20 protein-coding genes and 3 pseudogenes are annotated in these 18,413 nt (G+C 43.1%); 6 read left to right on the forward strand and 17 right to left on the reverse strand.

Features of this window, described 5'->3' with window-relative positions:
- Nucleotides 1–123 precede the first annotated feature (123 nt).
- A complete protein-coding gene (locus VZ94_RS17895; RefSeq protein WP_045780266.1) occupies nt 124–1,977 on the forward strand; it encodes a methanol/ethanol family PQQ-dependent dehydrogenase in 1,854 nt (617 codons plus the stop codon).
- Between the two features lie 72 nt (nt 1,978–2,049).
- Nucleotides 2,050–3,051 (forward strand): efflux RND transporter periplasmic adaptor subunit, encoded by a 1,002-nt coding sequence (locus VZ94_RS17900; protein ID WP_052700708.1) that lies wholly within the window; start codon nt 2,050–2,052, stop codon nt 3,049–3,051.
- A gap of 37 nt (nt 3,052–3,088) precedes the next feature.
- Here VZ94_RS17900 and VZ94_RS26140 read toward each other — a convergent pair whose 3' ends face one another.
- From VZ94_RS26140 to VZ94_RS26150, 4 genes are read right to left on the reverse strand one after another with little or no spacing between them, the layout of a single operon-like run.
- Nucleotides 3,089–3,835: an SEC-C metal-binding domain-containing protein gene (locus VZ94_RS26140; RefSeq protein ID WP_045780267.1), complete on the reverse strand. Its 747-nt coding sequence runs from the start codon at nt 3,833–3,835 to the stop codon at nt 3,089–3,091.
- A 25-nt stretch (nt 3,836–3,860) separates the two neighbouring features.
- Complete coding sequence (locus VZ94_RS26145) at nt 3,861–3,998, reverse strand: hypothetical protein (protein ID WP_157844973.1); 138 nt, start codon at nt 3,996–3,998, stop codon at nt 3,861–3,863.
- A 37-nt stretch (nt 3,999–4,035) separates the two neighbouring features.
- The gene (locus VZ94_RS17910) at nt 4,036–4,227 is read right to left on the reverse strand and encodes a hypothetical protein (protein ID WP_131655620.1); all 192 of its coding nucleotides are present in this window, start codon (nt 4,225–4,227) and stop codon (nt 4,036–4,038) included.
- Between the two features lie 16 nt (nt 4,228–4,243).
- Complete coding sequence (locus tag VZ94_RS26150; RefSeq protein WP_157844974.1) at nt 4,244–4,411, reverse strand: hypothetical protein; 168 nt, start codon at nt 4,409–4,411, stop codon at nt 4,244–4,246.
- 199 nt (nt 4,412–4,610) lie between these two features.
- Here VZ94_RS26150 and VZ94_RS31100 point away from each other — a divergent pair, with 199 nt between their 5' ends.
- From VZ94_RS31100 to VZ94_RS31110, 3 genes are read left to right on the forward strand one after another with little or no spacing between them, the layout of a single operon-like run.
- A complete protein-coding gene (locus tag VZ94_RS31100; RefSeq protein WP_275575319.1) occupies nt 4,611–5,390 on the forward strand; it encodes an efflux RND transporter permease subunit in 780 nt (259 codons plus the stop codon).
- Nucleotides 5,383–5,883, forward strand: coding sequence for an efflux RND transporter permease subunit (locus VZ94_RS31105; protein WP_275575320.1), 501 nt, complete (start codon nt 5,383–5,385; stop codon nt 5,881–5,883). The genes VZ94_RS31100 and VZ94_RS31105 overlap by 8 nt, the downstream gene beginning before the upstream one ends.
- On the forward strand, nt 5,837–7,717 hold the full coding sequence (locus VZ94_RS31110) for an efflux RND transporter permease subunit (protein ID WP_275575321.1): 1,881 nt from the start codon (nt 5,837–5,839) through the stop codon (nt 7,715–7,717). The genes VZ94_RS31105 and VZ94_RS31110 overlap by 47 nt, the downstream gene beginning before the upstream one ends.
- Here VZ94_RS31110 and VZ94_RS27250 read toward each other — a convergent pair.
- The 11 genes and pseudogenes from VZ94_RS27250 to thiD all read right to left on the reverse strand — a co-directional run.
- Nucleotides 7,712–7,852: a FimV/HubP family polar landmark protein gene (locus VZ94_RS27250; protein WP_204369205.1), complete on the reverse strand. Its 141-nt coding sequence runs from the start codon at nt 7,850–7,852 to the stop codon at nt 7,712–7,714. The genes VZ94_RS31110 and VZ94_RS27250 overlap by 6 nt on opposite strands.
- 19 nt (nt 7,853–7,871) lie before the next feature.
- Nucleotides 7,872–9,659: a type IV pilus assembly protein FimV gene (locus VZ94_RS17920; RefSeq protein WP_045780269.1), complete on the reverse strand. Its 1,788-nt coding sequence runs from the start codon at nt 9,657–9,659 to the stop codon at nt 7,872–7,874.
- A gap of 83 nt (nt 9,660–9,742) precedes the next feature.
- Nucleotides 9,743–10,441 (reverse strand): FimV/HubP family polar landmark protein, encoded by a 699-nt coding sequence (locus tag VZ94_RS17925; RefSeq protein ID WP_082081796.1) that lies wholly within the window; start codon nt 10,439–10,441, stop codon nt 9,743–9,745.
- 87 nt (nt 10,442–10,528) lie between these two features.
- The gene (locus tag VZ94_RS17930) at nt 10,529–11,551 is read right to left on the reverse strand and encodes an aspartate-semialdehyde dehydrogenase (protein ID WP_045780271.1); all 1,023 of its coding nucleotides are present in this window, start codon (nt 11,549–11,551) and stop codon (nt 10,529–10,531) included.
- A pseudogene (gene leuB, locus VZ94_RS17935) lies at nt 11,551–12,637 on the reverse strand (3-isopropylmalate dehydrogenase). The gene VZ94_RS17930 and the pseudogene leuB overlap by 1 nt, the downstream one beginning before the upstream one ends.
- Nucleotides 12,638–12,799: 162 nt before the next feature.
- Nucleotides 12,800–13,435, reverse strand: coding sequence for a 3-isopropylmalate dehydratase small subunit (leuD, locus tag VZ94_RS17940; RefSeq protein WP_045780272.1), 636 nt, complete (start codon nt 13,433–13,435; stop codon nt 12,800–12,802).
- Nucleotides 13,436–13,457: 22 nt separating this feature from the next.
- The gene (locus tag VZ94_RS24710; protein WP_109867722.1) at nt 13,458–13,577 is read right to left on the reverse strand and encodes an entericidin A/B family lipoprotein; all 120 of its coding nucleotides are present in this window, start codon (nt 13,575–13,577) and stop codon (nt 13,458–13,460) included.
- 4 nt (nt 13,578–13,581) lie between these two features.
- A pseudogene (gene leuC / locus VZ94_RS17945) lies at nt 13,582–14,995 on the reverse strand (3-isopropylmalate dehydratase large subunit).
- An 87-nt stretch (nt 14,996–15,082) separates the two neighbouring features.
- Entirely contained in the window at nt 15,083–15,724 is a 642-nt protein-coding gene (gene adk, locus VZ94_RS17950) for an adenylate kinase (protein WP_045780273.1), read from the reverse strand.
- A 175-nt stretch (nt 15,725–15,899) separates the two neighbouring features.
- Nucleotides 15,900–16,514: a thiamine phosphate synthase gene (gene thiE, locus VZ94_RS17955; protein WP_045780274.1), complete on the reverse strand. Its 615-nt coding sequence runs from the start codon at nt 16,512–16,514 to the stop codon at nt 15,900–15,902.
- Nucleotides 16,511–17,290, reverse strand: a pseudogene (gene thiD / locus VZ94_RS17960) (bifunctional hydroxymethylpyrimidine kinase/phosphomethylpyrimidine kinase); the annotation flags it as partial. The pseudogene thiD and the gene thiE, both read right to left, overlap by 4 nt.
- A 100-nt stretch (nt 17,291–17,390) precedes the next feature.
- On the opposite strand from thiD, the gene dnaQ reads away from it, so the two are divergent.
- Nucleotides 17,391–18,134, forward strand: coding sequence for a DNA polymerase III subunit epsilon (dnaQ, locus tag VZ94_RS17965; protein ID WP_045780277.1), 744 nt, complete (start codon nt 17,391–17,393; stop codon nt 18,132–18,134).
- 3 nt (nt 18,135–18,137) lie between these two features.
- Here dnaQ and VZ94_RS32875 read toward each other — a convergent pair whose 3' ends face one another.
- Both VZ94_RS32875 and VZ94_RS32880 read right to left on the reverse strand, forming a co-directional pair.
- Nucleotides 18,138–18,281, reverse strand: coding sequence for a DMT family protein (locus VZ94_RS32875; protein ID WP_369126308.1), 144 nt, complete (start codon nt 18,279–18,281; stop codon nt 18,138–18,140).
- Complete coding sequence (locus VZ94_RS32880) at nt 18,278–18,367, reverse strand: DMT family protein (RefSeq protein WP_369126309.1); 90 nt, start codon at nt 18,365–18,367, stop codon at nt 18,278–18,280. Before VZ94_RS32880 ends, VZ94_RS32875 begins: the two co-directional genes overlap by 4 nt.
- Between the last annotated feature and the right edge of the window lie 46 nt (nt 18,368–18,413).

The raw sequence follows: 18,413 nt of genomic DNA on the forward strand, positions 1-18,413 counted from the left end.
TTGGTATGAAAAATTCCCTGCTTAGTACGGGATAAAAACCATTCAGCCAAAAACTAATATTAGTCTATAAAAAACAATTCAATATTTTTTGTTGAATAACAAAAATATCAGGAGAAAATAATTATGAAGAAGCCTTTACAAAGTTGGCTGCTTGCTTCCAGCATCGCCAGCTTATTAGCTGTGCCTGCGATTTCTACTGCAAACAGTGGTGTTGAGAGATTAATGCAAAATCCTGCGAACTGGGCATCCTGGGGTGGCGACTATGCAGGTACTCGTTATAGCGAATTAAACGAAATCAACACCAGCAACGTAAAAAATCTACAACCGGTTTGGACGTTCTCAACCGGCGTATTACGCGGCCATGAAGGCGGCCCATTAGTTGTTGACGATGTTCTTTACATCCATACTCCATTCCCTAACACCGTTTACGCAATCGACCAAAAAACTCAGTCTGTTATTTGGGAATTCACCCCAACACAAGACGCTGACGTCACAATCCCTGTTATGTGCTGCGACACCGTTAACCGTGGTTTAGCTTACGGCGACGGCAAAATCTTCTTACAACAATCTAACACTGTATTAACCGCATTAGACGCTAAAACCGGCAAACGCGTGTGGAGCGTACAAAACGGCGACCCTAAATTGGGTATGACCAACACTAACGCACCTTTAGTAGTTAAAGACAAAGTCTTCACGGGTATCTCAGGCGGTGAGTTCGGTGTACGTGGCTTTATAGCAGCTTATGACATCAACACCGGCAAATTAGCTTGGAAAGGCTATAGCATGGGTCCAGATAAAGACACATTAATCCAACCCGGTAAAACCACCACGTGGGAAAACGGCAAAGTTACTCCAGTTGGTGCAGAGTCTAGCTTAAAATCTTGGCAAGGCGACCAATGGAAAATCGGCGGCGGCACCACTTGGGGCTGGTATAGCTACGATCCAAAATTAAACTTAGTCTATTACGGTTCAGGCAACCCATCGACTTGGAACCCCACACAACGTCCAGGTGACAATAAATGGTCTATGTCATTATGGGCTCGTGACGCAGACACAGGGGCCGTTAAATGGGTTTACCAAATGACACCACACGACGAGTGGGATTTTGACGGCATCAACGAGACTGTTTTAGTCGACCAAGAAGTGAAAGGCAAAATGCATAAAACTATCGTGCATTTCGACCGTAACGGTTTTGGTTACACCTTAGATCGTGAAACAGGTGAGTTATTAGTTGCTGAAAAATTTGATAAATCAGTTAACTGGGCAACTCATGTTGATATGAACACCGGTCGCCCACAAGTTGTGCCACAATACAGTACAGAACACAACGGTGAAGACGTTAACACTAAAGGCGTTTGCCCAGCTGCGTTAGGTGCTAAAAACCAACAACCCGTTTCTTACTCACCGCAAACAGGCTTGTTCTACATCTCTGGCAACCACTTATGTATGGAATATGAGCCATTCGAAGTGTCTTACACAGCTGGTCAACCGTATGTAGGCGCGACTTTAACTATGATGCCAGCTGCTGCTGACGTCATAACAGGTAAAGCCGATGGCACCACTAACTTAGGTCAGTTCACTGCCTGGGATGCAAAAACCGGCAAAATCGCATGGTCTAATAAAGAGCAGTTCTCTGTTTGGTCAGGCTCTGTTGCCACTGCAGGTGGCGTGGTCTTCTATGGCACGTTAGAAGGTTACTTAAAAGGCGTTGATGCTAAAACAGGTAAAGAATTGTACAAATTCAAAACCCCATCTGGCATTATCGGTAACGTCAATACTTGGAAATATAACGGCAAACAATATGTTGGCGTTATGTCAGGTATTGGTGGCTGGGCAGGTATCGGTATCGCAGCCGGTCTTGACGACGGTACAGACAAAAGTGGTTCAGAAGGCTTAGGCGCAGTAGGTGCATACAGAAGCTTAAGCTCTTTCACCAAATTAGGTGGCACATTAACTGTGTTTGCATTGCCTAACTAATCTTTTTTTAAAAGGTTAGCTCTAAAAGCCCTGGTTGAGTTTCAACCAGGGCTTTTTTATAGCGTGCTGCCCATGCAGTTATCCACTCGACACTGGCTTATCATAGTCATTTTGCTGTGCTCGTCGCCGCATGGTTTCGCTGATAACGATACAGCACCCGAACCTGACGAAACCAACAGTCTGACACTCTCAGAGCAAATTCAAACCTTATCAGGGATAACCACACAGCCCATTCAAGCAGTCAATTTCCAAACAGAGTTCATTGCTTATGGCAAAGCGTTACCATTGCAAAACTTACTTGCCTCGCGTTTGCGTTATCAAAACGCCTTAACCGAACTCGCGACTGTGCGTAGCCGGGCGGAATTTGTTGACAAAACACTGGCTAGACAAAAAGTGTTATATGAGCAAGGCATTAGCGCTCAACGCTTAGTGCAAGAACAGCAAGACCAAGCAAATTTCCAACATGCCCAATTAGCTACCGTAAACCAACAACAGCAAGCGCTCAAAGATGAGCTGGTTATGCAATGGGGTAACACGATAAGCACATGGCTATTAAACCCACACCATGCGTTGTTAGATGCGTTGATTAGCGGACAAAAAACCCTGTTGTTGCTCACTTTACCTAACAACAAAAGTCTGCCTCACTCTAAATTAAACGTTTTAGTCAGCACAAGCGCTGATAAAAATCATGCACAAACCGCTGAACTGATTTCTGTTGCGCCTACTGTTGATGCCAATAGCATAGGGTTTAGCTATTATTTTTTAACCGATGGCAAGAATATTAAACCCGGTATGAGCGTTAATGCTTGGCTACCCGAACAAACGGCTAAAACGACCACAAAAGGCTTGGTCATTCCTAAAACAGCGGTCGTATGGTTTATGAATCAAGCTTCGGTGTATATAAAAAACGCCGATAATCAATTCATACGGCGCGTTTTAACGCAGTTAATCGACTATTCAACTAATGCTTATTTAGCTAAAGACAATGTCACAGAAGGTGAATTATTAGTGATTAGCGGTGCACAAATGCTGTTATCAGAGCAGTTTAATCATGCAGCACAAGACTATGATTGACGCGCGGTAAAGCTAACCGCGCGTTTACTAGCGACACTTAAGCGCCGCAGCATTTTTTATATTTTTTACCACTGCCGCAAGGACAAGGCTCGTTGCGGCCTACTTTATCTTGACTCACTTTAATTGGCTGGCGCGCACTAGCTTGACTTAAGCCATATTGCTGCAATGTGTGCACGGCTGTTGGCACATTAGCGAATAACGTTGCGGCAATTAGTTCATTACTAGGCTCTTGGCCTTGCTCGATTAAAAACGCTCTTATTTGCGCAATTTTAGCTTTATCAAAATCGCTAAAATCCATAGTCGCTAAACCTACGAATAATTTTGCGCTGTTTCTGACCGACTCTAAGGGGTCGGTCGGTCTTAATACTTCCCCGGCTCTCCCTAACCAGAAGCGCTCATTCACTATTAACCCCGTGAAAAAACCTTGGCTCCAGCTATAAGCATTGTCTAAAACATCTAAATTTTCTTCGTTAATGTCGCTTAAGTTGTACGGAAACTCAAGTTGACCTTGTGCTAATAGGCCTTGGTAGGCTTCGGCAAGCGCTTGATAAGCCAGGCTAAGCGCTGGGATTTGCTCCTCGGTAAGCAATGGATGCTCACCATAAAACAATGCTGCTATCCATGCGCTAGCGTCATTGTCAATACCTGGCAACTCTGCTTTAGGCGTAATTGTGTACGCATAAAGTAAACCCGCTAATTCATCTCGGGTTAAATATTTTTCCGAATCAGACACAATACTGTTTAAACAGTTTTCCAGTGCCTCAAATAACGTATTCTCTATCATGTGCTTGTAATTATTATAAAGAGATTTAATGAACCGACGTCGGCTTGCTAGCATATAACGCGGTAAATAATTTTACCGTCATAAACGCCATCGCTTTGGTTAACTCTACCGCCGCCGTGTCGCTTTTGTGTGCTTTGGCATGTTCGTCAATCGCGGTATGCAAAAAACTAACTAAAACCGTTTGGACTAGCTCACCCGCTTCAGGTTGCCAAAAAGTCGTCTTTTAAACGATGAATCTGTTTTTCTGATAAATTTTTATTATTGGCAAACGGTTTAATTAATTTAGTCAACGATTCAACCTGCCGCTCCATCCACACCGGGTCATCTTTGAATTTAGGCATACTACCAAAGGTTTTTTGATAGATGCATACGACATCAAAGCATAAATCCATATATAAATGTGATAGTTCAGCATCTTGTGCGGATATTATTTCGGCAAAGGTATTGAATAAAGTTTTGAAAAAATTGCGGTTGGTCAATTTGAAATTGAATCAAGATTCGTTGACCGGCTTCTTGATCTAAGCTTTTGGCATAATGCAAGGCTTGATAAAGCTCTTGGTTATTAAGTTCGTGCATCTTATTCCTTGTCTACTATAAAAGAATACATATCATATCACGCAACGATTTGTTTTCCCGGCGGAAATACCGCACTGCACCGACTCTAAATGATGTGTAAGTATTCAACCCCTTCTAATATTTTTGGCCTCGATGTCAACAAAACAATAACTTACAAGCATGACGCCTCAAAAATGCGAAAGGAGGCTGAATAATTACCATGATTTCAACTCTCATACGATTTTCGATTAAGTTTCATTGGCTTATTATTTTTTTAGCCTTTATTGTCTTAGTTTATGGTAGCTACCGCTTTCATTCAGCTGGGTTAGACATTTTTCCAGAATTCTCACCTAAACGGGTGATTATTCAAACCGAAGCGCCAGGGCTTGCTAGTGAACACGTAGAAATAAGCGTGACTAAGCCGATAGAAGCAGCCATTAGCGGTAGCTTAGGGTTAACAGAATTACGCTCTGAGTCGATTCAAGGCTTGTCTATCGTCACCGCTACGTTTAATGAGGCTAGCGATGTATTTCGTAATCGTCAGCTTATCAGTGAACGCTTAAATGGGTTAACGGCATTGTTACCTAAAGACGTAACACCCGTTATTATTCCTTTGTCTTCATCCTCTGCGACGTTAATGACGATTGGCTTACAATCAGATAAGGTTGATTTAATGGCATTACGCAGTTTAGTCGATAGAACCGTTATTCCGCAGTTATTATCGGTACCAGGTGTCGCCGATGTCAATGTATTCGGTGGCGAGGTTAAGCAATTACAAATTCAGTTAAACCCGTTACAACTTAAGCGTTTTAATCTTAGCCTAAGCGATGTCACTAACGCGTTAAAGCCTATGCTACAACAACACGGAGGCGGTTTTATTGAAAATGCCAACCAACGCTTTACCGTGCAAGTATTCGGCTTTGCCACAAATCCTAGTCAATTTGAGCAACTCATGATTCCGCTAGCGCAAGACAAAAACGCGTCTTATCCGCTTGAGTGAATTAGGCACTATTCGTTTCGCACCGGAACCTGCTATTAGCGCCGCTCAAATCATGGGTAAGCCGGGCGTAGTGCTTATGATTTTAGGGCAATTTGGCGCAAATACGTTGTCTATGACTAAACGTATAGAGCAAACACTTAACGAATTAACGCCTGTTTTTAGCCAGAAGAATATTAACTTTTATCCCCATTTATTTCGTCCGGCAGATTACATAGAGCGCTCTGTTGCCAATTTGTCATCGCATTTAGTGCTAGGCGCAGCTATCGTAGTCGTTATTTTATATGTGTTTTTATTCAATTGGCGAACCGCGTTTATCTCTGCCTTAGCCATTCCCATGTCGTTAATTGGCGCTGTCTTAGTATTATTAACCACAGGCCAACAACTCAACATTATGGTTCTTGGTGGTCTAGCAATTGTGTTAGGGGAAGTCGTCGATGATGCCATTATTGATACTGAAAACATTTTTCGCCGTTTGCGCGAAAAATGCGCTTAAATCAGAACCACTGCCTAGTGAGCATGTGGTTTACTCAGCTTCACTAGAAGTACGCAGCTCAGTAGTTTATGCGAGCTTTATCGTCGCGTTGGTATTTACCCCCTTATTAACCTTATCGGGTGTGGCCGGGCGGTTATTTGCACCGCTAGGCTATTCCTATATTTTGGCTATCTTGATTTCGTTATTGACAGCATTAAGCTTAACGCCTGCCTTGGCTAAAGCATTATTAGCTCAATGTAAAGCCGTCAACGAGCCCCCTTTAACTCAGTGGTTGCTACCCATTTATAGCCGTTTTTTAGTCACCACAAACCGTTATTTTGTCTGGTTAATCAGCGCGTGTGTTATGGCTAGCGCATTAGCGCTTATTAAACTGAGTGAACTACCATCACAATTTTTGCCCGAATTACGCGAAGGTCATTATATTGTTCATACAACTAGCGCGCCTGGTACATCTTTGACAGAATCGATACGCATAGGACAACAACTAACCCAACACTTTCTCGCTATTCCAGGTGTTGAATCGGTATCGCAATGGGCAGGTCGTGCAGGTCGTGGTGCTGATACTTATGGCAGCCATTACAGTGAATTTGAGGTAAGACTTAAACAGCTAACAGGCCACGAACAACACGCAGTATTAGAGCAAATTCGCGCACTATTAAATGATTTTCCCGGTATTTCATCAGAAGCTAATACGTTTTTGACCGAGCGGATTGACGAAACCATCTCAGGTTATACTGCGCCAGTGGCAATTAATATCTTTGGCAATGATTTAGCTCAGTTAGATCAACAGGCTGAAAGCGTTGCCAATATTGTGCGTAGTATCAAAGGCAGTAGCAACGTACAAGTACGTTCTACGCCTACAGCGCCTCTGCTCGCGGTTAATTTAAAATCTGATGCGATGAATTTCTGGCAAGTTTCTTCGACTGAGGTGTTCTCTGTTTTACAAGCCGCCTTTGAGGCTCGCAATATCGGCCTGATTCAAACCGGAACAGAAAGCTATGGCGTCTCCGTTACGCTTGCACCCGAGTTTAGCCAAGAACCTACGTTTTTAAAAAAACTACCGATACGTTCAGAGCCTAATAAATTAATTGAATTAGCCCAGATTGCCGATATTCAGAACACCAACACACGCTACGCTATTTTGCACGAAGGCGGGCAACGCAGACAAACCGTCACTAGCCATGTGCTCAATCGGGATTTAGATGATTTTATGCAAGAATTGCGTCAACGCATATTGACTGAAATCGCACCGGCTCAAAATACTGTCATCAAGTTTACCGGTGCCGCCATTGAGCAGGCAGAAGCGCGCCAACAACTCATCATACAAGCTCTCTTAGCTGGTGCGGGCGTGTTAATGCTGTCTTACCTAGCAATGCAAAGTTTACGCCATGTCATGATTACCTTAGCCAATTTACCTTTTGCGTTAATCGGCGGTATTTTAGCCGTGTTATTAACAGACACCGCGTTATCGGTTGGCGCAGTCGTAGGTTTTATCACCTTATTTGGGATAACCGCACGCAACAGTATTATGCTCATCGCACATTACCGTTATTTGCTCATTGAGGAAAAAAGACTGTGGAATTTAGAAACGATGGTATTAGGCGCTGGTCAGCGTTTACCGTCTATTGTCATGACGGCCTTGGTAACAGCCTTAGCGATGTTACCTATCGCACTGAACAGCGATAATCCGGGGCGAGAAATTATGGGACCTATGGCGTCGATTATTATTGGTGGACTACTGTCATCGACGTTATTAAATTTATTGCTGTTGCCTATGCTGTTATTACGCTTTGGTGATTTTCACAAATTAGCAAAGCGTAACGTAGTTTTATAGCCCATCTAATAAAGCCTGTGCAACCATTTGCTGCTCAGCTGTGCCTTTCTTTAAGACTTCCAGCGCTATTTCTTTCGCAGCATCGGAATCACCCATATCGATATAAGCGATTGCCAAATCTAACTTAGTTTCCATTTCGTCCATTTCAGACAAATCAGCAATACCGAAACTTTTTTTCAGGTTTATCACTGGCAGAAACGGTAGCACTAAAATCAAAATCATCGAACGCGCCTATCGTATTATCTGACTTTGGTGTGCTTTGTATAGATTGAGATAATTCAATAGCTTCAAAGCCTTGATCAGACTTTAATGCTTCTTCAAAATCAAACCCTTCGATTGACGATGCGATATTATTTGATTTTTCTAAGCTTGGCGCTTGCTCCTTTTTAACCTCTTGAGTAAATTCTATAGTTTCAAAGCCTTCATTAAATGAGCCAAAATCTAGCTTATCAAAGTCATCAGTTGCCGCTGGCTTAGGTTTGCTTTGGGGAGCGGGTTCTAAATTAAAATCAAATTCAAAACTCTCTAAGTCCTTAACGGTATTGGTTGGGGTAGAGATGGGCGCTGATGCAGGCTTATCCTCTAACTTAGGCTCATCAAAGAAGCTTAAATCAAAATCTAAGCTGGTATTATTTTTCTGAGGCTCAGCTGTTTTAGTAGAAGGCTCTGATTTGGAAGGAACCAGTGCGTCTAAATCAAACAAATCATTCTGACCATCGAATAACTGGTCGAAAGAATCTAAATCAAAGTCTAGGTCTGAATTCTTGTCTTCATCGCTAGGTTTAGCTGATTTGTTAATCTCAGGCTTTTGGAAATTAAGACCGGTAAAATTATTCGAGAAAATAGGTGAATCCGAGCATATTTCACTACCCATCTCGGTCACTTTAGACCAGAACACTAAGTCATCATTTTTCCCGCTATCAATTAATTCTTTCGCATAAGTTTCAAAAGCGCGTTTATTACCATTAGCGTAGAAAATCTCTAATAATTTTAATTTACATTCATCTCTATCAGGCTGTTCGTTAATAGCATCTCGAATTAAATCCTCTGCTTGTTGGTAACGACCATAAGCTAGATAAACATCGGCTTCAGAAATTGGATCAATCTCACCTTGATCCATATCGATAACATCGAAGTCGCTTATCGCAAAATCAGTAGAGAAAATATTATCTGTTAAATCTAAACCAAATCCCTCATCTTTGGTTGATGTTGTACTCTCTGTTAACTTGGCTGATTTAACCGGAGCTGACACCGGAAAAGGCATCGCCGCATCTTTTTCTTTTTGCCTATTACGCAGCCAAAACCAACCTAAGCCGCCCAATAATCCAAGACCTACTCCGCCTAAGGCTAAATAAATCCAATCGCTTGATTCTTGTTCGGTCTGTGTGACTTTGGCGATAGGTTTACGAACAGGCTTAGCGGGTGGTGTTTTCTCTGGCTGTTGTGTAGGCGTAGGCGTAGTCGTGTTATTTGTTGCAGGCGTAACCGGTGTTGTCGTCACAGGACTTGTAGTCGGCGACGCTGGCGTTGTTGGCGCTTCAGTCTTTACAGGCGCTGGTTGTTGAGGTTGAGTGGTCGGTGTCGATGAGGCCGCCGGTGTAGTCGTTGTTGGGCTTATAGGTTGATTTTGTAATGTCGCCAATTGTTGATCTTTTAGCTTAATCAACTCTTGCATGGCTGCAATTTGCTTTTCTAACTCAAACATCTTTTCTTGAGCAGCCTTATCAACGGCAGAACCGGTCGCAGCTACGCTTGTAGCTTCTGGGCTAATTGGGCTTGCAACCTTTGAGCTGTCATTTGCTGTAGGCGCTGGTAACGATTCAACGGTTTTTTCAGGGGTTAATGACTTATCATGAGCTGCAACATCGGCACTGTCTGCAACGGTTTCTTGAGTAGGTGCAATCAGTTTAAGTTGGTTCTCTAACCCTTTTGGCTGTTGCACACCCGTTTCAGCAATAGCCGCCGGATGCCGCCACTCATTGACTTGACGCTTAAATTCTTGTAACGCTTGCTTGCGAGATAATCTTACAATGGCTTCTTGACTAGGAACTTTTTAAAACTTTTACCGGCTGTCAACGCATTGATATTAGCCTTGTAAAACGCGTGCGGATTCTCTTGATACAGCGCGATTAACATTTGTTCAATCGATGCATTACTATTATGGCTTAGGCGCTCTGCAATATTCCATAACGTATCATTTTTAGAAACTGGCCCATACCCTTCACCGCTTACCTTCGACGCTGTGTCTACTCTTGCTTCATCGCTAACTCGGCGCTTAGACTTAGGCTTATAGGCATAATCATCTTGCTCATACTGCCGAGTAATTACTGGCCTTGAAAGATGTTGATAAGTGGTAGGTGGGTCTACTAGTACGGTAAATTGCCGATATAAATTACCTTTAGGCCAGCTTACTTCAAGTATAAACTCTAACAAAGGCTCTTTTAATGCCTCCCGAGACGTCACACGAATCTTTGCACCACCACTAGGCGTTGTAATTTTTTCAAATCTAACTTTTGATAAATAATACGACCAGGGAATACCTAACTCATCAAATTTATCGGGTGCTGCCAGAGTGATATTAACATTAGAAAGCTGTTCGCCAGGGGATAAAACTAATGCAATCTCGGCATCGAGACTTTGATTAAGCGCTGAATGCAATTTAATATCACCTATCCTAACGGGTAGGCAATAGCAGGTACCAATAACGATACAACTGCTATAGATCGGGTTAAATTGCGCACGCTACTCTCCTTAAAAATAGTTACCACAGTTTTTTACCGCGAATAGTCGAATAATAAAGCTAAGCTTAGACTAGATGTGATTTTTTACCAGCAATTCTGCTATTTGCACACTGTTTAATGCTGCCCCTTTACGCACATTATCACTTACCACCCATAAATTAATGCCTTGCGGATGTGAGATGTCTTCTCGAATACGTCCAACAAAAACTTCATCATGCCCTGATGAATGCGTTACCGCCGTAGGATAACCCCCATCAATGTGGTCATCGACCACAACTACGCCAGGCGCTTTAGACAATAAAGCACGTACCGTTGCCGCATCGATTTTTTGTTTAGTCTCGATATGCACCGCTTCAGAGTGTCCATAGAACACCGGCACTCGCACTGCTGTTGGATTCACTTGAATTTGGTTATCACCAAGGATTTTCCGGGTTTCCCAAACCATTTTCATCTCTTCTTTGGTATAGCCATTATCCTGAAAAACGTCAATCTGAGGCAAGACATTGAAAGCGATTTGTTTTGGATAAACTTTGACCTCTATGGGCTTTAAGTTCAATAAATTGGCCGTTTGCCGTCCTAATTCTTCTATCGCTTCTTTACCTGTGCCTGATACGGCTTGATAAGTACAAACATTAATTCGGCTAATACCCACGGCATCATAAATAGGTTTTAATGCCACCAACATTTGAATCGTTGAACAGTTTGGATTAGCGATAATGCCGCGATTTGTATAATCAGCAACTTTTTCGGGGTTGACTTCAGGGACCACAAGCGGAATATCGTCATCATAACGAAATTGGGAAGTATTATCGATGACTACGCAACCCGCTTGGGCTGCTTTAGGTGCATAAATCGCTGACACGGATGCACCTGGAGAAAATAAACCGATCTGTGCTTGGCTAAAATCGAACTCAGCTAAATCTCGCACAACAAGCGAACCATTTTTAAAAGGAATCCGCTTGCCGGCAGATTGACTACTCGCTAAAGCAAACACTTCACCGACTGGAAAATTACGCTGTTCTAAAATCGCTAACATCGTTTCCCCAACCGCACCTGTCGCGCCAACGACCGCAACATTGTATAACTTAGACATTATGCTGCTCCTTTTAATGCTTGAATCACCGCATCACCCATTGCCACTGTACCAATTTTTTGCATACCCTCTGAATATATGTCAGGTGTTCTCAAGCCAGCATCTAAAGCTTGTGCCACAGCTTGCTCTATTCGTAACGCCGCCGCTTCTTGATTTAAACTATAACGCAACATCATAGCTACCGATAATATCGTTGCTAACGGATTAGCAACACCTTGACCTGCGATATCCGGCGCAGAGCCATGTATCGGTTCATACATGCCCTTATTGTCAGCATTTAACGATGCCGATGGTAACATGCCAATTGAACCGGTAAGCATTGCTGCTATATCGGAAAGAATATCGCCAAACATATTTGTTGTCACTACCACATCGAATTGTTTAGGCGCTCGCACAAGCTGCATAGCCGCGTTATCAACATACATGTGGCTTAAACTAACCTCAGGATAGTCTTTAGCCATATCGGTCACGACATTCCGCCATAATTCAGTCGCTTCTAATACATTTGCTTTATCGACCGAACATAAGCGACGATTACGTTTTTGCGCGATTTCAAAAGCACTTTTTTGCTATTCGGCGAATCTCGCTTTCGCGATAAACTAAGGTGTTAAAACCTTGTTTTTCGCCATTGTCTAAGATTCGCACACCTCTTGGTTGACCAAAATAAATACCACCAGTTAGCTCACGTACAATCATAATATCTAAACCAGATACTAAATCCGCTTTTAAGCTAGACGCGTTCGCTAACTGTGGATATAAAATGGCCGGGCGCAAATTAGCAAATAATTCCAACTCAGAACGCAAACCTAATAAGCCTTTTTCGGGACGCAGTGAAATATCCAAAGACTCCCATTTATAGCCACCTACAGCACCTAACAGAATAGCATCGGAAGCTTTTGCCAGTGCAAGGGTTTGTTCAGGAAAAGGCGTACCGAATTCATCATAAGCGGCACCACCAATTAAACCCTGCTCAAATTCTAAATTTAATTGCATATCAGCATTTAAAAATGCCAACACTTTTAAGGCCTCAGTAACAATCTCAGGGCCAATGCCATCACCGGGTAATACGGCTATTTTTTTTATCATGTTAAAACCTTGTTATCTATCGGTTGTATTACTTTAGGGCTACGCATTTTATTAGGGACAGGGTATTTAGGGTGCAGGTGTTGGCAGCAGGGATGCTGCCACCAAGCCTACAGGGATGTATTTACGGCGTCCTACGCCCTGAATACCCTGTCCCGCCTTACGTTAGCTCATAAACAGCCAAGGTGTCTTATTGGCTTGTTGTCGCTCATACGCACGAATTTTATCGGCACACTGCAACGTTAAACCAATATCGTCTAAGCCATTGAGCAAACGATACTTACGATTAGCATCGACCTCAAATGCAAGCACACGCCCTTGTGGCGTTGTTACGGTCTGAGCTGCTAAATCAATAATTAATCGATAACCAGCGGTTAATTCTGCGAACAACTGACTAACAACCGTAGCTTCTAAACAAATAGGCAACAAACCGTTTTTAAAGCAATTATTATAAAAAATATCAGCGAAACTAGGCGCGATAATGGCTCTAAAGCCATAGTCCGCCAACGCCCAGGGCGCATGTTCACGCGAGGAACCACAACCGAAGTTTTCTCTTGTTAATAAAACTTCTGCGCCTTGATAGTCAGGCTGATTTAATACAAACTGAGGATTTACAGGACGCCCCGAACACTCCATATCAGGCTCGCCTCTATCCAAATAACGCCATTCATCGAATAAAAACGGGCCAAACCCAGACCGTTTAATCGATTTTAAAAATTGTTTAGGAATGATTGCATCGGTATCGACGTTTGCTCTATCAAGTGGAGCAACCAATCCGTTTAATACTGTAAAAGCTTGCATAGTCTTCGCTCAAAATTCTTTGTTAGGATCGTTGAATCGCTTCACCAACTTTCTCTATGTCTTTACCTAAACCACGAAACGCATTACAACTGGTTAACAAGGCTAACAACACGATAATAAACAAAAGTTGCTGCGCTTTCATGGCATTACTCAAGTGCAAACGTCCGCACATCGACAAAATGACCGGCAATAGCCGCAGCGGCGGCCATTGCAGGACTTACCAAATGCGTGCGTCCACCATAGCCTTGGCGCCCTTCAAAATTTTCGGTTTGAGGTTGACGCACAACGCTCACCTTCGGCAAGCCGGTCAGCATTCATCGCTAAACACATAGAGCAGCCTGGTTCTCGCCATTCAAAGCCCGCTGCACGAAAAACCTCATCTAATCCTTCGGCTTCCGCTTGTTGCTTAACCAAACCAGAACCGGGCACTATCAAAGCGACTTTGATGTTTTCTGCTACTTTTCGCCCTTTAGCAACTTGCGCAGCCGCTCTTAAATCTTCAATCCTAGAATTTGTGCAAGAGCCGATAAACACTTTATCGACAACAATATCGGTCAAGGCTTGCCCTGCATTTAACCCCATATAGTCTAATGCTCTGACCATACTTTGGCGTTTCGTGTTATCTGACTCGGCATTAGGGTCAGGAATCGTTTCATCGATAGCAATAACTAACTCAGGTGATGTGCCCCAAGTGACTTGTGGCTTCAAACAAGCAGCGTCAATTTCTATCACTTTATCAAAAACCGCATCAGCATCTGAATGCAAGCCTCGCCAATACTGAACGGCTAGCTCCCACTGCTTACCTTTAGGTGAATAAGGTCGCCCTTGATAATAGTTAATCGTCACCTCATCCACAGCACACAACCCAGCACGCGCACCGGCTTCGATAGCCATATTACAAATAGTCATGCGCTCTTCCATAGACAAAGCTTCAATCGCACTACCGGCAAACTCAATGGTATAACCGGTACCGCCAGCAGTACCGATATGACCGATAATAGCAAGCACTAAATCTTTTGCGCTGACACCTAAAGGCAACCTGTTATTCACGCGCACCAGCAAATTCTTAGCTTTTTTCTGCCATAAACATTGGGTTGCTAAGACATGCTCAACTTCTGATGTACCAATGCCAAACGCTAACGCACCTGAAGCTCCGTGAGTCGATGTATGCGAATCGCCACAAACCACAGTCATACCGGGTAACGTTGCACCTTGTTCTGGGCCTATCACATGGACAATACCTTGTCTTGGATCTGCCATCGTGAATTCGGTAATGCCAAACTCAATGCAATTATTATCCAATGTTTCTACTTGTAAGCGCGCAATCGGGTCTGGAATACCGAACTGCCTGGCCGTTGTCGGCACATTGTGGTCAGCAACGGCTAAATTGCATTCTGGACGCCATAAGCTTCGCCCTGCTAAACGCAAGCCCTCAAACGCTTGGGGAGAAGTCACCTCATGGACAAGGTGTCTATCTATATAGATGAGTGACGAACCATCGGTCTCAGTATCAACAACATGAGCGTCCCATAATTTGTCGTATAATGTTTTACCTGACATAGTAATGAAAACCTTAATAATTCATGGCAATGCGTTTAAACACGCGTCCGCCCCTTATTAACATACCTAAAACAAACGGCGCGACGATTATTGCTTTAACAACTCAAATAACTTTTCCGTTATTTCATTGACATGACCGACGCCAGCGATAGAAGCAAATAGTTTTGTTCGACCCGCTACCGAATAATAATCAACTAATGGTTTAGTTTGTTGATGATAAACGTCAAGACGCTTTCTGACTGTTTCCTCTTTATCATCATCACGCTGAACTAACGCCTCACCAGTAATATCGTCGATATTATCAACTTTAGGTGGATTATATTCAGTATGATAACTGCGTCCTGAAGCTAAATGCACCCGTCTTCCTGCCATCCGCTTAACAATTTCTTCATCATCGACCTTAATTTCAACGACGGTATCAATCACAATACCCATAGCTGCTAAACCTTCGGCTTGAGCCAGCGTTCTTGGAAAACCATCTAATAAAAAGCCGTTGTGGCAATCAGGTTGAGCAATGCGCTCTTGAATAAGACCTAAAATTATATCGTCAGACACTAAACCGCCGGCATCCATCACTTGTTTAGCTGCCAGACCTAAAGGAGTTCCTGCGCGCACAGCGGCTCTTAGCATATCACCGGTTGAAATTTGGGGAATGCCATATTTTTCGGTGATAAATTGGGCTTGCGTTCCTTTGCCGGAACCTGGACTCCCCAAGAGAATAATGCGCATGTAAACTCCGTTGTCTTTATAATTTATTTTGTGAGAGTGGACGACAGCAAAGACGCTTTCGTACCAGGATTTAAACTTAACGTTACATTCTATAACACATCAACGAATCTCGTACAAAAAATCCCGGTTTACCTTTATTTACGCCTGCAAGAAGCCAACCTCAAGTGCTTTAATCCTAGAGAAAAAGTGGTAAGTATGCCGATACCGATGCCTGTGGCTCGCCATTAAATACACCACCCACAACGGCTAGCAAATCAGCGCCCGCATCAACTAATAAACCACCGTTCTCAGGCAAAATTCCGCCAATAGCAACGATGGGGACAGCTAATTGCTGCTTAGCCAAACGTAACGTTTCTATATGAGCAGGAGTCGCTAAAGGTTTAGTACCTGATGGGAAAAATCGTCCAAACGCCACATAACTTGCACCTGCTTGCTCAGCGTCCAGCGCATACTGTAGTGAGTTATAACAAGAAACACCGATGATAGCGTCATCGCCTAATGCAGCCTTAGCGTGCGCTAGAGATACATCATGTTGCCCTAAATGCACACCATCAGCGTCTATTTGCGCGGCTAAATTGACATCGTCGTTTACAATAAACGGAATTTGATGCTCAGCGCACAGGCGTTTTAACCCAAGTACTAACGCAACCGATTTAACCGGATTTTTATCACGATATTGCAACATCACGACTCCGGTCTTAAGAGCTGCTTCGACGTCATCAAGCACTTGCGCATCAGGTTTACCGTCTACTTGGGTAATTGCATATAAGCCGCGTCTAGGACATTTCATGCTTCATCCTCAATCCAAAATAAACGGTTAGGATTGGCTTGCCAATGCCCTGTCGGGTAAGCACTATTCAGCGAATTCCAAGTATATTCTTGTGCCTCCATAACCGCTTGCGTAGGCTCTAAACCATGCGCGAGTAAGGCAGCAATACTACTTGCCAGCGTACAACCTGAGCCATGGAACTCACCGACTAATCTAGCCCAGCTATACGTTTCTAAGCGCCTATTATCGTGGAACAATATATTTTCAATATCCTCAGTCGCTTCATGCCCGCCCGTAATCAAAGCGTACTGACAGCCTTTAGCCAATAAGCTTTTGCCACACGCATCAATATCGGTACAACCTGTTAATTTACGCGCTTCTTCACTGTTAGGCGTTAACACCGTTATACAAGGTAATAACAAATCTACGATTACAGATAATAAACGCTCATTCGCTAAGTCAGCACCACCGCCCGCCGCCAATACCGGGTCAAATACGACGGGAATAGTAGGATATTGCTTGAGTATCGCATAAATTGCTAGCGCGGTTTCATGATGACCGATTAAGCCAATCTTAAAAACATCAACCGGAATATCTGCCAAAATACACGTAGCTTGGTTAATAATGTTTTCTGAGCTTTGTGGCACGATTTTATGGACGTTGCGTGTATCTTGCTCAGTGAGCGCTGTTATCACGCTTACGGAATGGCATTGATGGCTAATTAGCGTTTCAATATCCGCTTGAATACCGGCACCACCGCTAGGGTCATGGCCAGAAAAAGAAAGTACGACAGGACGTTTTTGGGTTCATTACAATATTTAAGCGTATTAGCAGTTTCATTAAGCCTAACGTAAGGCCTGTTCAATACATTCAATCACTAAGGCCAATAATAGCATGATGACGAAAAGAACCAACAACCCCCGCTTAATCGTTCTCGACACCGAAACAACAGGCTTAAACCCGCAGGAAGGCCATAGGATTATCGAAATTGGCTGTATAGAATTAGTTAATCGTAGGCATACGGGTCAACGCTATCATGTTTATCTGAATCCAGATAGGCAAATTGATGCTGAAGCCGTTAAAGTTCATGGCATTACCAATGATTTTTTAGCAGACAAACAACGGTTTAGCGAGATTTATAACGACTTTTTTGCTTTCATCAACGGTGCAGAATTAATTATTCATAACGCGCCGTTTGATGTGGGCTTTATCAATCACGAGTTTTCCTTATTAAGCGCTAGCCAAACTAAGCTTGAAGACATTTGCTCTATTTTCGATACGCTAACATTTGCCCGCTCCAAGCATCCAGGACAACGTAATAGCTTAGATGCTTTATGCAAACGCTATAATATCGATAACAGTCACCGAGAACTACACGGCGCGTTGCTAGACGCGGAAATTCTAGCGGATTTATATTTGGTTATGACAGGGGGACAGTTTTCGTTATTAGACGAAACAGAGCAAGCCCCAAAAAACTCAATCATCAAGCCTAGCGAAACAATTATTGCCGCTAAGCAACGACCGCCATTAACGATTATCTGTTGTGATGACGAGGAATTAACTGCTCATCAAGCGCTACTAGACACCGTAGAGAAAAGCTCAGGTCATTGTATTTGGCGAACATTAGAAGCCTCTTCTTAACCGCTATGAATCACGAAAAATAAAATATACCGCACCGAAAATACATAATGCCGCCCATAAATAATCAAGTTTTAACGGTATTTTTAGATAAAGCCACGCAAAAGGAATAAACACCAACAACGCAATGACTTCTTGTAAAATTTTCAATTGGGCAATTGAAAAAAGACCGTATAACCGATACGATTGCCAGGAACTTGCAGGACGTATTCAAAAAACGCAACGCCCCAACTCACTATGACAGCAATATACCAAGGCTTAGCGGTCAATTCTTTTAAGTGC

The sequence above is a fragment of the Methylocucumis oryzae genome, assembly GCF_000963695.1.
GTDB lineage: Bacteria > Pseudomonadota > Gammaproteobacteria > Methylococcales > Methylomonadaceae > Methylovulum > Methylovulum oryzae.